This window comes from Aerosakkonema sp. BLCC-F183 (genome assembly GCF_041929145.1).
Classification (GTDB): domain Bacteria; phylum Cyanobacteriota; class Cyanobacteriia; order Cyanobacteriales; family Aerosakkonemataceae; genus Aerosakkonema.
On the sequence record NZ_JBHFNU010000061.1, the window covers coordinates 21,949 to 36,941 of the forward strand.

Below are 14,993 nucleotides of genomic sequence, written 5' to 3' on the forward strand. Positions count from 1 at the left end.
AAGCAGGTGTGACAGGATTTATAATTAGGTTATGCTAAACTTTCTTGTTCTGGGTATTGGGCAAATAAACTCGGCTCTCGCGGTCGCATAGTCCTGGCAGAAAATGCGGCGGCGGAATAAAATATCCACAGGAGAGAGTTGACTTCTAAATTGGTACTTTCGGTGATGTTATACATAAAGAAATAGGTGACGTACAATAGCGGCCATAAATCTTCTGGGTCTTTAGTGAAACGCACCCAAGTAATTCCTCGGATGTAAGTTGATACCATACTGAGTACAAAAAACATCAGCCCCAGCAAGCCAAGTTCGGCAGCTACATTGATAAAGCCATTGTGAGCTTGGGAGACTCTGATGCGAAGGTAATCCCAAACAGCCTTTTCTCCTGCGCCACCGTCGGTGAAGAATGCTTGAAACCCGTAGCCTAACCAAGGACGTTGGCTAATGAGATTGATGGAAGCTTCCCAAATATATGTACGACCTGTGAGGGTGGGATCTTTACCCAGTTTAAATAGAAAAGGTTCCCAATTTTCCACCAAAAATGTCAGGACGCTGCCACCTATTAATATGATGGTAATTAAAAAAGGAACGAGTATAGAGCCGCTCGATCGCAAAGCTTTGTAGAGAGGGACAAGAGCGGTCAGGGTTAACATAATGAGCAAGGCGCTTTTGGAATTGGTAAGCTGAATCAGCAGAATCGCAATACCGAATACAGTCCACCATATGAAACGGTGTTTGCGACTGCCCAAGGCAACCAGTAAAATTGGTAGACCGTATGCAACCAGAAAGCGAGCAAAAATATTTTTCTGCAAAAAAGGCCCCCGCCAGCATCCCGCATTAAATCCGGTTTCTACTGCGGCTCCCCGGAATGCTAGGGAATACAATAAACTAAATACGGCGGCGATACCCACGGCGACGGCAAATATGCGGACTAGCTCTTTGACGCTAAAACGGGAAGCCAAGTACAGCCCAAACAAGGTTGTCAGCAACATTAATCTACCTTGTTTTTGGGATATGTCTGGAAAATCAGACCACATAAAAGAGCTAACAACAATTACCATCAAACCCCACATAAATGGGTCTCTTAAAGCCGGACGGATAACAGTTTTTAAGCGTGCTAGAAGTAGGCAAATAGTGGCTGCGTAAGTGAGATACCTTACTACTGAAAATATTTTGTCGAACGGGGAAGAAACTGAAGATTCTCCCGAATCGGAGCCATTGTAATAGCTTGCTATGCTTAATACTCCTGTGAAAACTAGCAAGGCGAAAATTGCTAATCTTTTTTCCAGTACTGGATTCACAACTTTAGCTGATGGTAAACGACTCTTAAACTCAACAATTTTTAAGATTATTTCTTGCTTTTTCAGTCCTGAGTCTGAGCTATAGGCCGGACAGCCGTCAGTCAGGAGTGGAATTATTCGGCACCACGATAACACAATATCGGGCAGCGTCACCAGGTACGCGCAATGGATTCTACCCACTCTGGGTGAGGGGGAAGCGAAGCTCGCACTGTAGCCTCTATGAGGTTGCTGAGGTTGCTTCTTATGTGTGCCAACAAAGGGGATAGACGGAGCGAACCCACGATCGATCGACTAAATTCTAGATTGACTGGATTAGACATCTCCTCCAAAAGAATCTCAAAGCGCAGGCAGGATGCCTACCCCACAATAATTTTTGAAGATGTCTATTGTACTGTATTCAGTTCGGACATATACAATAAAAGCATTACCAATGCAGTTAAAGTAGTTTTTCTCTAGGAATACGATCGCTCGCTACGCATAAATCAACTCATCTAGGCTGAGCCAAAAAGCTTACAGCCACAAGAATACCAGCATCCTACGGCGACCGTGCTATCTGTCCTTACCAAAAATTTCCAAACGTTCTCTCTCGATCGCACTTTTATGGAATCTACACAATACACCGAAGACATAGATCTTAAAAAATACTGGCTTATCCTCAGACGCCGCTGGCTGCCATCAGGTCTGGTATTTGTGCTTGTTGTTACACTCGCCACCGCAGCTGCGTTGATTAAAAAGCCCAATTACGAAGCCGCAGGAAGGCTTTTATTTAAAAAGAAAAATACGACTTCTTCGCTAGTAACCGAGGCGGGAGAAAAAATTGGACAATTGGATACTCTCAACATGATGAATACACCTGTGGATACAGAAGCCCAGGTACTTCTTTCGGTGCCAATTATCCAAAAGACGATCGAATCGCTCAACCTCAAAGATGCACAAGGTAACTTTATACCGCCCGCAGCCTTTTTAGTAGGGGTGGGTGTGAAACCAATTAAGGGAACTGATGTTTTGCAGGTTACCTATAAAAGCAGAGATCCCAAGCAAGCCGCAGATGCAGTTAACCAACTGATGAATGCCTACGTAGAGATGAATATACTCACAAACCGAGCTGAGGCGGTATCAGCTCGAGAGTTTATTGCTAAGCAGTTACCAAAAGTTCTCTCTACCGTTCGCGAAGCAGAAGCGGCTTTACGCAAATATAGAGAACAAAATAACATTGTGGCTTTGCAACAAGAAGCTATTATGGCTGTGGACGCTATCACCGGCATAGACAGACAACTTACCACGGCTCAGGCTCAGCTTGCAGATGCAACGGCGAGAGCTTCGGAAATTCAGAAAAAGATTAATTTGACTTCTCAGGAAGCTGTAAATCTCAGCTCTGCGAGTCAGTCTACGGGAGTTCAACAGACATTAGAAGAACTCCAAAAAGTGGAAGCTCAACTGACTCTGGAGCGAACTCGCTTTCAGGAAACGCACCCTCTGATAATTGACTTGGTTGATAAGAGAAATTCCCTCAAAGCTCTGCTACAGCAACGGGTAGGAGAAACTCTAGGCAAAGACATACCAGTATCTAACGGGAATTTACAATTAGGCGATGTTAAACAAAAACTGACTGAAGATCTTGTCGCTACAGAAGCGGAACGCTTGGGTTTGCTCAATCAAGTAACTAGCCTCAGTCGCGCCAGATCTGCTTACCAACAACGAGCTAGCGTTATACCCAAATTGCAACAGGGGGAAAAGGATCTAGAACGGCAAGTAGAAGCGGCTCAAGCTAGCTATCAGATTCTGTTAAAGAATTACCAAGAAGTACAAATTGCGGAAAATCAAAATGTCGGTAATGCTCGCGTGATTGAATACGCTAGCATTCCTGGAATGCCTGCTGATGATAAGAAAAAATTAATTATAGCTGCGGGAATTGTGGCAGGTGCAATGCTTTATGTAGTTACTGCTTTCCTTTTCGATTTGGCAGATCCATCGCTGAAAACTGCGAAAGAGGTGCGGGAAATATTCAAATATACCGTGCTGGGTATGATTCCTTCTTTTAAGAAGAAAATGCGGTTTCGCTTTGGCAAACAGGATGCGATCGTACCGCCACTTCCCGTTCAAGACTCTCCTCATTCCATTATCAGCGAAACTTACCGAATGCTTCAGGCTAACCTGAAGTTTCTCAGTCCCGATCGCCCTTTGAAAGTTATTGTCGTCACAAGTTCTGTTTCCAAAGAAGGCAAATCCACAGTTTCGGCTAATTTGGCGACAGCAATGGCGCAATTGGGACGCCGGGTGTTGTTGATTGATGGGGATCTGCATCATCCCATCCAACATCACATTTGGGATTTAACTAATGCGGCGGGATTGAGCGATGTAATTGTCGGTCAAACTGATGTGAAAACGGCTGTAAAATCGGTGATGGATAACCTCGATGTGCTGCCATCTGGAGTCATACCTCCCAATCCCTTGGCACTTCTGGATTCGCAGCGGATGACTTCTTTAATTGCAGATTTTTCCAGGGATTATAATTTCGTAATTATCGATACGCCTCCCCTGGTACTTGTGCCGGACGCTCTCAGTTTGGGTAAAATGAGCGATGGTGTTTTAGTAGTAGTTCGTCCGGGTGTTTTGGATGCTGTGAGCGCTGCTGCTGCTAAGAGCTTTTTGATGCAATCGGGTCAGAATATTCTCGGTTTAGTAGTCAATGGCGTGATTATCGAAAACGAACCCGACAGTTACTTCCACCACGCACGCGCATACTATCAGGAGTCTACCACCTCGAAAGCGCCTGCGTCGAGAACTGAGAACGTTAGTTCGCGATCGTCATAGCAGAGTCGGGGGAGAGTGGGGGAAAATTACCCATTACTCTGTCCAGTGTTTGGCTCTTTCTACTGCTTTTTGCCACTTTTTGTAGTTCGCTTGTGCTTGAGTGGCTCCTTCATCAGGGTGAAAAATTCGATCAATTTGGCGAGCGGCTGTTAGTGTTGTATAATCTTCCCAGAAACCTATTGCCAAACCAGCAGCAAAGGCGGCTCCTTGTGCGGAAGCATCGAGAATCACGGGACGTTCGACGGGAATACCTAAAACATCTGCTTGCAATTGCATTAAAAAGTTATTTTGACAAGCGCCGCCGTCTACTTTTAACATATTTATATTGGTGCCAATGTCTTGGTTAATGGCTTGTACGACTTCTTTGACTTGAAATGCGATCGCTTCTAATACCGCCCTCACCATATGCTCTCGCTGCACTCCGGCGGTAATGCCGAAAAATGCTCCCCTCGCCGTCATATCCCAGTGGGGCGCACCCAATCCGCTGAGTGCGGGAACGAAGTAAACGCCGTTATTATCGGCTACCCGTTGCGCCATCATTTCTGTATCGCTAGCGGCAGTAATTAGTTTAATGCCATCCCGCAACCATTGTATGCAAGCACCTGTGGTGAAGATACTTCCTTCAATGGCATAACCAACTTGATTTGTTTGTGTCCAAGCGATTGTGGAGAGGAGTTGATTGTGCGATCGCGCTATTTTATCCCCTGTATGAGCAACCAAAAAGCAACCTGTGCCATATGTGCATTTCAATAAACCGGGCCGATCGCATCCGTGAGCGAACAACGACGCCTGTTGATCTCCCAAAATAGCAGTTATCGGTATGGAATATCCTAATATTTCCGGTTGAGTGTAACCGAATAAACCCAAACTCGGCTGAATTTTCGGCAACAAATGAGCCGATATTCCAAATATTTCTAATAGTTTATCATCCCACTTTCTCGTTGTCAAATTCATCAACAAAGTGCGACTGGCATTGCTATCATCGGTGGCATGAACTTGTCCGCCTGTGAGATTCCACAATATCCACGCATCAATTGTGCCTGCTAAAATATTATTCAGGTCGATGGGTGGATATTCCCGTTGCATATATTCAAGTAACCAAGCTAACTTAGTTGCAGAGAAGTAAGCATCTAAAATCAATCCCGTGCGTTGATAGATATCTTCAGCATAACCTTGCTGTTTGAGGCGATCGCACATCGGTGCAGTCCGTCTATCTTGCCAAACTATGGCATTATACAACGGTCGTCCCGTCGTTTTATCCCACAACAAACAAGTTTCTCGCTGTACCGTTAGTCCTATGGCCGCTACTTCTGTTGCAGCTATTCCCGCTTTCTGCAAAGCAGTTTGCATCGCCCAACAGGTATCTTGCCAAATTTCTCTGGGGTCGTGTTCTAACCAACCCGGTTCCGGATAATATTGGGTCAATTCTTTGTATGCGGAATTGATGATTTTTCCGTTTTTATCAAAGATAATCGCTCTATTTCCGGTAGTGCCGAGATCGAGGGCGAGAATGTAGGATTTTGAATTGTTCATTAGAGGCTTTTGTTAAACGGATTGAATTGTAAGTGGGGTTGGGCAGAGTTCCGAAGGATATGCTTTCGGAATTATACCTAAAGAAAGAGGTTAAATATCTGTGTATTCGGGAAAATCGGCAAGAAAGTTTTCTGCGCCTGCGGTCTGATTGCTTGCCGATAACTTTGAAACGAGAATTCCTAAAAATATACTATGACACAAGAGCAAGCGGCATTGAGAATGAAAGTTGGCTCGAATTATCTGGGTAAGGGTCGTTGCGAATTTACTGTTTGGGCACCTTATCTTCAAGAGGTAGCTGTACAAATCATTTCACCAGAAGATCGCCTGATTCCGATGGTACAAGACGATCGCGGATATTGGAAAGTAACAGCTGAAGATGTTGACCCTGGCACGCTTTATTTTTATAAGCTGGAAGGTTCTCTAGAAAGACCAGATCCAGCATCGCACTTTCAACCGGAGAGCGTGCATGGGCCTTCACAGGTAGTCGATCGCAACACGATGCAGTGGAACGATCGCGAGTGGTCTGGCGTTCCCCTAGAGGAAATGATTATCTACGAACTGCACGTCGGTACGTTTACTCCCGCAGGCACTTTTGATGCCATTATTCCCCGACTCAAGGAATTGCAAGAATTGGGAGTGAATGCGATCGAAATTATGCCGATCGCGCAATTTCCAGGCAATCGCAACTGGGGCTATGATGGTGCCTATCTCTATGCGGTGCAGAATTCCTATGGTGGCCCAGAAGCATTAAAGGAACTCGTGAATGCCTGTCACCAGCAGGGTATCGCCGTAATTCTCGATGTCGTTTATAACCATTTTGGCCCGGAAGGAAACTACATCGGTAACTTTGGCCCCTTCTATACTGCAACTTACAAAACGCCTTGGGGAAATGCGATTAATTTTGATGATGCTCGCTGCGACGGTGTGCGTGATTTCTTTATCGAAAATGCGCTGTATTGGTTTGAAGATTATCACATTGATGCCCTACGTTTGGATGCAGTCCATGCGATTTACGATTTGGGTGCCAAACACATTCTCTACGAACTGTCGGAAAGGGTTGATGCACTTTCCGAACAGATGGGTAAGAAACTTTATCTAATTGCTGAAAGCGATTTAAATGATGTGCGGACGATCCGCGATCGCTCTTTAGGCGGTCATGGCATTCACGCTCAGTGGAGCGACGATTTCCATCACACCCTACACACATTGCTGACGGGTGAAAATATTGGCTATTACAAAGATTTTGACAAGTGCGAATATCTGGCAACAGCCATCAAGGAAACTTTTGTTTACTCCTGGAAATTCTCCCCCTTCCGACGGCGATATCATGGCAGCGATGCTACAGATTTTACCGGCCACCAATTTGTCGTTTGCATCCAAAATCACGACCAAGTAGGCAATCGAATGCTCGGTGAAAGATTGTCCAAGCTGGTTTCGTTTGAAGCTCTCAAATTAGCTGCTGGCACTCTCTTGCTTTCACCTAATGTTCCCCTCCTTTTTATGGGGGAAGAGTATGGAGAAGAAGCGCCTTTTCTTTACTTCGTCAGTCACACAGACCAAGCGCTAGTTGAAGCGGTAAGAAACGGCAGAAAGGAGGAATTTAAAGATTTTCACCTGGAAGGAGAGTTTCAAGACCCCTTCAGTTACGTGACTTTCTTTAAGTCTAAGCTGAAATGGCAAAAACGCCAAGAAGGGAAACACAAAGTTCTCTTAGAACTTTATCAGTCTTTAATTCAGTTGCGCCGGACGCTGACCGCTCTGAAAAAGCTAGACAAGCAAAATTTAGAGGCGTCGTGTAATGAAACAGATAAACTGGTGCAAATCCGTCGTTGGACTGATGAAAGTCAGGTATTTTATGTGCTGAATTTCAACGACAAAGAAGTTAGTTTTAAAGCTGCTGCTAACAGCGGTAATTGGAACAAGGTTCTAGATTCTGCTGATGAAAAGTGGATGGGTACTGGTTCCACTTTACCAGAACTATTTGCAGGGGAGGAGCAATTGACAATTCAGCCACAGAGTTTCGCACTATTTAGTTTGTAGTGGGGAGTAGGGTGCGTTACGGCACCTTACAATACTTTTAGGCTATTTGGGGTTTATGGTAAAAAATTTTCGCTTTTATTCACAGATGAATGCGATCGATTGGTTAAGATCGATGGGTTAAGGCACGGTTCTAACGATCGGTTTTTTCCGCTCAGTTATCGCCTGTGCCTAACCTACCCTACACTTGAATATAATTTTCAGCTGCAAACTGCTATATACCGCGCATTGAAATATGATATTATACAATAAGTTTCGATTGCTGACAATATTTAACCCCTAAAAATATTCAGATTGCCGAACCAGTACAGGCATAGTTGTTTTGCGTTTGGTTGTGTAGTGTACGGTTGCTACGGAGCGTAATTTACTGTACAGAGATAAGTAACTGGAGTTAAAATAGTTTATGAATGAAAATGAGCAAAAACTTTATGTAAATTGGCTTTTAGGGAAAAGAGGCGATCGCTTTGCAGGCAGCACGGCGAGTGGAGTCTATATCGGTTTGCGATCGCACAACCGTAGAAGTTTCCGTCCTCTACGGTGTCCGTATCAGTAAATATACGTAAATCGAACGAAGATATTTTAGTTAATTTTTGGGATCTTATTTATAATTAATACAGGTGAAAATTAATTGAGCCCTTGCTGTCAACAAAACTTTAATCATACAAGATGAATCATAGGAGAGCGATTAATTAGCTTATGTTGTCGAAAATAGGAGAAAATGATATGAAATTAACGGAGTTTATTACAGCTAACAATGTTAATTTAAATAATTGCGATCGCGAACAGATTCATCTTCCCGGTTCGATTCAACCTCATGGGGTTTTGTTTGTTCTCTCGGAGCCAGATTTGCAGGTGGAACAAGTCAGTAACAACACCGAGATATTTCTAGGCATTTCCCCAGATTCCCTGTTAGGCCAAAATCTCGCCATTTTGTTTGATGATGAACAAATTGGCAAAATCAAAAACTGCCTCAACGGCGATTTTGAAAATATTAATCCGCTAAAATTATCTGCTAAATTCGGCGATATAACTATTGAATTAGATGGGATTATTCATCGCGCAGATAGGGGGAAAATAATTTTAGAAATCGAGCGAACGGATAATCTAGAAGACCGCAGCTTTTTTGGCTTTCACAAACTGACAAAAAGTACGCTCACCAAAATGCAAAAAGCAGCCAATTTGCGAGATTTATGTACAGTTATTGTGGCAGAAATTCGCAAGATTACAGGTTTCGATCGCGTTATGGCTTACCAATTTGATGCCGATGGAGCCGGTACAGTAATTGCGGAAGATAAACCAGATGAATTGGAACCATATTTAGGATTGCGTTATCCGGATTCTGACATTCCCAAACAAGCGAAGCACTTATACACTCTCAATTGGTTGAGGTTAATTCCTGATGTTAATTACCAACCTGTCCCGATTGTCTGTCATACCCAAGATGGAGACAATTCTCCCCTCGACTTAAGCTTAAGCGTGCTGCGGAGCGTGTCTCCCATTCACATAAAATATCTCAAAAATATGGGAGTGGGCGCTTCTATGTCAATCTCCATAATTAAAAATAGGAAACTGTGGGGATTAATTGCTTGTCACGATCGAAAACCTAAGTATATTCCCTATTCTATCCGGACTGCTTGCGAATTTTTGGGGCAAGTGATGTCCTTAGAAATAACTGGCAAAGAAGATTATGAAAATTTAGATTATAAAATTCGCATCAAGTCGATGCAGTCCCAATTAATTGATGCGGTTTCCCAATCAGAAGATTTTACAGAGGTTTTGCTGGAAAACAGCACCACCTTATTAGGAGCGGTAGGTGCAGAAGGAGCCGCTATCTGTACGGATAAGGAGATAATTAGAATTGGTAAAAGTCCCGAAATAGTGCAAATTCAGAATTTACTGGCTTGGTTGCCAGAACGGTTCGAGCGGGACTTATTTGTGACAGATTCTTTACCTAAAATTTATCCCAAAGCTAAAAATTTTCAGGCAGTTGGTAGCGGTTTATTAGCTCTAGCAATTAGTAAAATCCGCCAAAAGTACATCCTGTGGTTTCGTTCCGAACAAATTCAATTGGTAGATTGGGCTGGCAATCCGAATAAACCCAATCGAATTGAGTCAGATGGCAGCTTAACTATTTTTCCCCGCAAATCTTTTGAGAAATGGCAAGAAACCGTTTACGGTAAGTCTTTGCCTTGGCAACCTTGGGAAATTGATGGCGCACTGGATTTGAGAAGCGCCATTGTGGGAATTGTCATGCAAAAAGCGGACGAATTAGCTGCGATTAACTTGGAATTACAACGCAGTAATAGCGAATTGGATGCTTTTGCTTATATTGCTTCTCACGACTTAAAAGAACCTTTGCGGGGTATTCACAATTACGCAACTTTTCTGCTGGAAGATTATGGGAATATTCTCAATGCGGAAGGAACGGAAAAACTGGGAACTATGGTGCGCCTCACCAAGCGGATGGAAGATTTAATTAACGCTTTGTTACATTTTTCCCGATTGGGACGACAAGAGTTGAATAGGGAGCATATCGATTTAAATAATTTAGTACAAATTGTAGCCGATCTGCTTCGCATTAGCAGTGACAAGAATCATTTTTTGATTCAAATTCCACAGAAACTACCGATGGTGCAGGGCGATCGCATTTTAATTGAAGAAGTTTTTACAAATCTAATTACGAATGCTTTGAAATACAATGAAAGTCCAGAAAAGTTGGTAGAAGTAGGTTTTCTGGACAACCATCCCCCAAATGTAAAGAATTTTATGGAAAATTCTCCAAATCAATTCTGGACTATCTACGTGCGAGATAATGGTATTGGGATTAGGGAAAAGCATTTAGATAGCATCTTCCGGATTTTCAAACGCCTGCACTCTCCTGGCAAGTACGGCGGCGGCACCGGTGCGGGGCTAACTATTGTTAAGAAGATTGTAGAGCGACACGGTGGTACAATCTGGGTAGAATCTAACTACGGGGAAGGCAGTACCTTTTATTTCACATTACCAAAATGAGCTTAAATTACTTAATGAGTCTTACAAAATGTTAAATATGCTAAGGGGAGAAAAATGATTTTAGTTGTTGAAGATAGCGATGAAGATTTTACCGCCTTGGAAAGGGTGTTAAAACAATCGTTATGTAAAACTGCGGTTCATCGGGTGCGGGATGGAGACGAAGCAATTGATTATCTCTATCGCCAAGGCCCTTACGCCAATCCGGAACAGTCACCCCGTCCCTCGGTAATTTTGATGGATTTGAATTTACCCGGAACTGATGGAAGAGATGTGATTCAACAAATCAAGCAGGATAATACTTTAAAAATTATTCCAGTTGTGGTGCTGACTTCTTCGTCTAATCCCAAGGATGTTAGAGATTGTTACCAGAACGGTACGAACAGTTATATGCTCAAGCCAATGGGACTGGAACAATTAAAATGTACCATAACAGATTTTTTGCATTATTGGCTTGAATTGGCAATTATACCAGATAGTAATATTAATCAAAAATGAGCGAGCGAAAAAGTGTTTTAATGATTGATGATGCGGCAGAAGATAGAACTGCTTATCGTCGCTTTTTAGAAAAAGCAAACACATATAAATATCGCTTTATAGAAGCTGAATTGGTGGCAGAAGGTTTGAGCTATTGTCAAGAGGAACTACCTGATGCGATTCTGCTAGATTTTGTACTGCCCGATGCAGATGGAGTGGAGTTTATCGAGCAACTGAAGTTACAAAAAAATTGTTCCCAGTTACCGATAATTATGCTCACCGGACAGGGAAACGAAGAAATTGCTGTCCAAGCGATGAAAAGCGGGGCGCAAGATTATCTCGTGAAAGGGAAATTAACGGCGGAAGTTCTCTGTCGCTCCGTTCGCAATATAATTGAAAAATTTGAATTAATTTATACATTAGAGAGACAACAGGAACAGGAACGATTAATTGCAGAAATTTCTCTGCGAATTCGTCAATCCTTAGATATACAAAACGTGCTGGATCGAACGGTAGTGGAAGTACGGCAGCTATTGAAGGCAGACCGAGTTTTAGTTTACCAGTTCGCTCCGGATATGAGCGGTAAAATTGTGGCGGAGTCGGTGTTGCCTCAATGGAACAGTTCTTTGAATGAGGATATCAAAGATACTTGCTTTCAGCAAAATAAGGCGGTAGAATATCAGGTGGGTAAAAAACGTGCGATCGCAGATATTTACACCGCCGGATTAACCGATTGCCACATTGAGCTTTTAGAAAAATTTGAAGTTAAAGCAAATTTGGTCGTACCGATTTCGATCCAACGTCAAATTTCGGAAATAACTGCTGGGGAAATTCCCCTAGATTCCCAACCATCATCTTATCTTTGGGGGTTACTTGTTGCTCATCAATGTTCCGATACCCGTGACTGGAAAACGTGGGAGTTGCATTTTCTCGATCGCTTAAGCGTACAAATTGCCATTGCCATTCAACAAGCTAGCGCCTTAGCGCAAGCAAAATTTGAACTGGCAGAACGACGCAAAGCCGAAATCGCCTTGGCACAACTCAACGTCGAATTAGAGCAAAGAATTGCCCAACGTACTGCCGAACTGACTTTAGTTAACAAGAATCTTATTCAAGAGATTGCAGAACATCAAAAAACAGAAGCAGCGCTGAATTTACAAATCGAACGTTTGAATAAAGTTTATCAATTAGTAGCTGCACTCAACAAAGCCAATACCCTAGAAGAGATCTATCAAATTGGCTTGGAAGGGATACAACAAGCTCTTAAAGCGCCTTGTGCTACGCTCATGAGCGTAGGTGCAAACCAAATTTTCTGCCATGAAGCTTATGCTGCCCAAAAACATAGCTGTCACAAACACATAGCAGCTTATTTTGAATCTTTCCCGGAACTGCTCAATGCTGAGAGAATGGTGCTTTGGAATCGTCAAGAGCGGCAGGGAATTACGCCGGAAATGGACGAGACGGGCACAAATGAAAAAATTCAAGCATCTGCCTGTTTTCCACTGCGTTATCAAAATAATTTCCTGGGCAAAATAGTCGTTTTATACACTACAGACCATCTGTTTACTAAAGACGAAATTAGATTGGCTAAAACTATCGCCACTTACGTCGCTACTACTTTAACGCGCAAGCAAGGAGAAATCGCTTTACAACGCAGCGAATCTCGCTTCCGGCGTTTGTTTGAATCTAATGTAGTTGGTATTGGTTTTGTCAGTATAGATGGGCAAATTATCGATGTAAACAATCATTTTTTATCCATGCTGGCTTACACCAGGGAAGATTTACAAGCAGGTAGATTGCAATGGGATAAGATCGCACCACCAGAGTTTGCGGAAGCCGATCGATATGTACTCGAAGAACTTCGGTCTACAGGCTCCCTGCTACCGCAAGAAAAAGAGTATCTCACTAAAGATGGTCGCCGCGTCCCGGTGTTGTTGGGTGCTGTGCAGTTGGAGGACGATCCGAATCAAGCAATTGCTGTGGTGTTGGATATTAGCGATCGCAAACGCGCAGAAATCGCCCTCCAAAAACAGTACGAACGGGAAAACTTGATTTTGACAATTACCCAACGCATTCGGGAAAACTTAGACCTAGAAACAATTCTGAATACCGCCGTAGAACAAATTCATCAAGTTTTGCAAGCCGATCGCGTCTTAGTTTATCGAGTTTTTCCTAATCGCAGCGGTAAAGTAATTGCTGAAAGTATCAGCCCGGTTTGGACTGGTCTTTTAAATCGGACTTACTCTGAAGAACTATTTCCACAATACCTATATGAAAGCTACCAATCCGGAAAAATATTTGCCAATTCTGACTTGGTAAACGATACCTATAGTGATTGTTTAAAAGATTTCATAAAAACGCTGCAAGTGCGATCGCAACTGGGCATTCCCATTATTCAACAACAAAAATTATGGGGTTTGTTAGTTGTCCACCAGTGTGCTTATGTTCGGGAATGGGAAACTTGGGAAATAGAATTAATAAAGCAACTGGCAGAGCAATTAGCGATCGCCATTCAGCAATCCGAACTATACCAACAAGTGCAATTTGAATTGGCAGAAAGAGAACGAGCTTTAGCAGAACAAAGAAAAATCAAAAAGGAATTGGAGGAAAGCAATAAAAATTTAGCAATCCTCAATAGCCAATTAGCTCGCGCAACTCGCCTCAAAGATGAATTTCTGGCTAACATGAGTCACGAATTGCGAACTCCTCTCAATGTGATTTTAGGAATGTCGGAAGGATTGTTAGATGAAGTTTACGGTTCTTTGACAGACCGACAGCGAAAAGCGATTATTATGCTGGAAAAAAGCGGTCAACATCTGTTAGATTTGATCGAAGATATTCTCGACCTTTCTAAAATAGAATCAGGCCAACTCGAATTGCAAATTACAAGAGTGCCTATACGGAATTTGTGCGATTCTAGTATAGCTTTTGTGCGCCAATTAGCCCAACATAAAAATATTAAATTAATTACAGAAATTACGGGCGATATCGATGAAATTCCGGTAGACGATCGGCGAATGCGCCAAGCTTTGATCAATTTGCTCACCAATGCCGTAAAATTTACTCCAGATCGCGGTCAAGTAACCCTAGAAGTTTATACCAGCCAAACTACGCAAACGATATCTTTTAAGGTAAAAGATACTGGCATTGGCATTGCCGAACAAGACATTGGCAAACTTTTTCAATCCTTTGTTCAAATTGACAGCAAATTGAACCGTCAATACGCCGGTACCGGCTTGGGTTTAGCTTTAGTGCGGCGCATTGTGGAAATGCACGGTGGCCAAATTTCTGTAGTCAGCGAACTCGGTCGAGGTAGCGAATTTACAGTTTTGTTACCCTACCAAGGCAATCTCAACGTCGAGCGAGATTTATCTATATTACCGAGAAACGATGCTCAGCGAAACTCAGAAATTATTAAGACTGGTTTAACTGCAAAAAAATCTCTATCTCCTTTGATTTTGTTGGTAGAAGATAACGAAGAGAATATCGAAACATTTGTTAATTATTTCCAAGAAGAAAACTATCAATTTGAGGTCGCTCGTAATGGCTTAGATGGCTTAAATTTAACCAAAAAACTTCAACCTCAATTGATTCTTATGGATATTCAAATGCCACAAGTAGATGGATTAACCGCCATTCAAATGATTCGTGACGAGGGGATAAATATTCCCATCATTGCCTTAACTGCCTTAGCCATGCCAGGAGACAAAGAAAAATGCTTAAGTGTCGGTGCAAATGAATATTTAACTAAACCTGTGAGATTAAAAAAATTGAAAAACCTCATCGATCGATTTGTTTATCCAGATGTCACAACAGAGTAAGATG

The 14,993-nt window shown here is 42.6% G+C and carries 8 protein-coding genes; 6 read left to right on the top strand and 2 right to left on the bottom strand.

What is annotated here, in order from left to right:
- Positions 1-29: 29 nt before the first annotated feature.
- Positions 30-746: an O-antigen ligase family protein gene (locus ACE1CD_RS17360; RefSeq protein ID WP_374825865.1), complete on the bottom strand. Its 717-nt coding sequence runs from the start codon at positions 744-746 to the stop codon at positions 30-32.
- Positions 747-1,898: 1,152 nt separating this feature from the next.
- On the opposite strand from ACE1CD_RS17360, the gene ACE1CD_RS17365 reads away from it, so the two are divergent.
- Positions 1,899-4,112, top strand: coding sequence for a GumC family protein (locus tag ACE1CD_RS17365; protein WP_374825720.1), 2,214 nt, complete (start codon positions 1,899-1,901; stop codon positions 4,110-4,112).
- A gap of 33 nt (positions 4,113-4,145) precedes the next feature.
- Here the strand turns inward: ACE1CD_RS17365 and glpK are convergent, their stop codons facing one another.
- Positions 4,146-5,645 (bottom strand): glycerol kinase GlpK, encoded by a 1,500-nt coding sequence (gene glpK / locus ACE1CD_RS17370; protein WP_374825722.1) that lies wholly within the window; start codon positions 5,643-5,645, stop codon positions 4,146-4,148.
- 219 nt (positions 5,646-5,864) lie between these two features.
- Between glpK and treZ the strand changes: the two genes are divergently transcribed.
- From treZ to ACE1CD_RS17395, 5 genes are all read left to right on the top strand, one after another.
- A complete protein-coding gene (treZ, locus tag ACE1CD_RS17375; RefSeq protein ID WP_374825867.1) occupies positions 5,865-7,685 on the top strand; it encodes a malto-oligosyltrehalose trehalohydrolase in 1,821 nt (606 codons plus the stop codon).
- Positions 7,686-8,085: 400 nt separating this feature from the next.
- Positions 8,086-8,235, top strand: coding sequence for a hypothetical protein (locus ACE1CD_RS17380; protein ID WP_374825724.1), 150 nt, complete (start codon positions 8,086-8,088; stop codon positions 8,233-8,235).
- Positions 8,236-8,405: 170 nt separating this feature from the next.
- Positions 8,406-10,694, top strand: a complete 2,289-nt coding sequence (locus tag ACE1CD_RS17385) for an ATP-binding protein (RefSeq protein WP_374825726.1) — start codon at positions 8,406-8,408, stop codon at positions 10,692-10,694.
- 54 nt (positions 10,695-10,748) lie between these two features.
- On the top strand, positions 10,749-11,189 hold the full coding sequence (locus ACE1CD_RS17390; RefSeq protein WP_374825728.1) for a response regulator: 441 nt from the start codon (positions 10,749-10,751) through the stop codon (positions 11,187-11,189).
- Complete coding sequence (locus tag ACE1CD_RS17395) at positions 11,186-14,989, top strand: GAF domain-containing protein (RefSeq protein WP_374825730.1); 3,804 nt, start codon at positions 11,186-11,188, stop codon at positions 14,987-14,989. The genes ACE1CD_RS17390 and ACE1CD_RS17395 overlap by 4 nt, the downstream gene beginning before the upstream one ends.
- The last annotated feature ends 4 nt before the right edge of the window (positions 14,990-14,993 follow it).

What these genes read in the sequence shown, in the direction of transcription:
- ACE1CD_RS17365 (WP_374825720.1), top strand. Translation starts at nt 1,899, where the DNA reads ATGGAATCTACACAATACACCGAAGACATAGATCTTAAAAAATACTGG.
- glpK (WP_374825722.1), bottom strand. Translation starts at nt 5,645, where the DNA reads ATGAACAATTCAAAATCCTACATTCTCGCCCTCGATCTCGGCACTACC.
- treZ (WP_374825867.1), top strand. Translation starts at nt 5,865, where the DNA reads ATGAAAGTTGGCTCGAATTATCTGGGTAAGGGTCGTTGCGAATTTACT.
- ACE1CD_RS17380 (WP_374825724.1), top strand. Translation starts at nt 8,086, where the DNA reads ATGAATGAAAATGAGCAAAAACTTTATGTAAATTGGCTTTTAGGGAAA.
- ACE1CD_RS17385 (WP_374825726.1), top strand. Translation starts at nt 8,406, where the DNA reads ATGAAATTAACGGAGTTTATTACAGCTAACAATGTTAATTTAAATAAT.
- ACE1CD_RS17390 (WP_374825728.1), top strand. Translation starts at nt 10,749, where the DNA reads ATGATTTTAGTTGTTGAAGATAGCGATGAAGATTTTACCGCCTTGGAA.
- ACE1CD_RS17395 (WP_374825730.1), top strand. Translation starts at nt 11,186, where the DNA reads ATGAGCGAGCGAAAAAGTGTTTTAATGATTGATGATGCGGCAGAAGAT.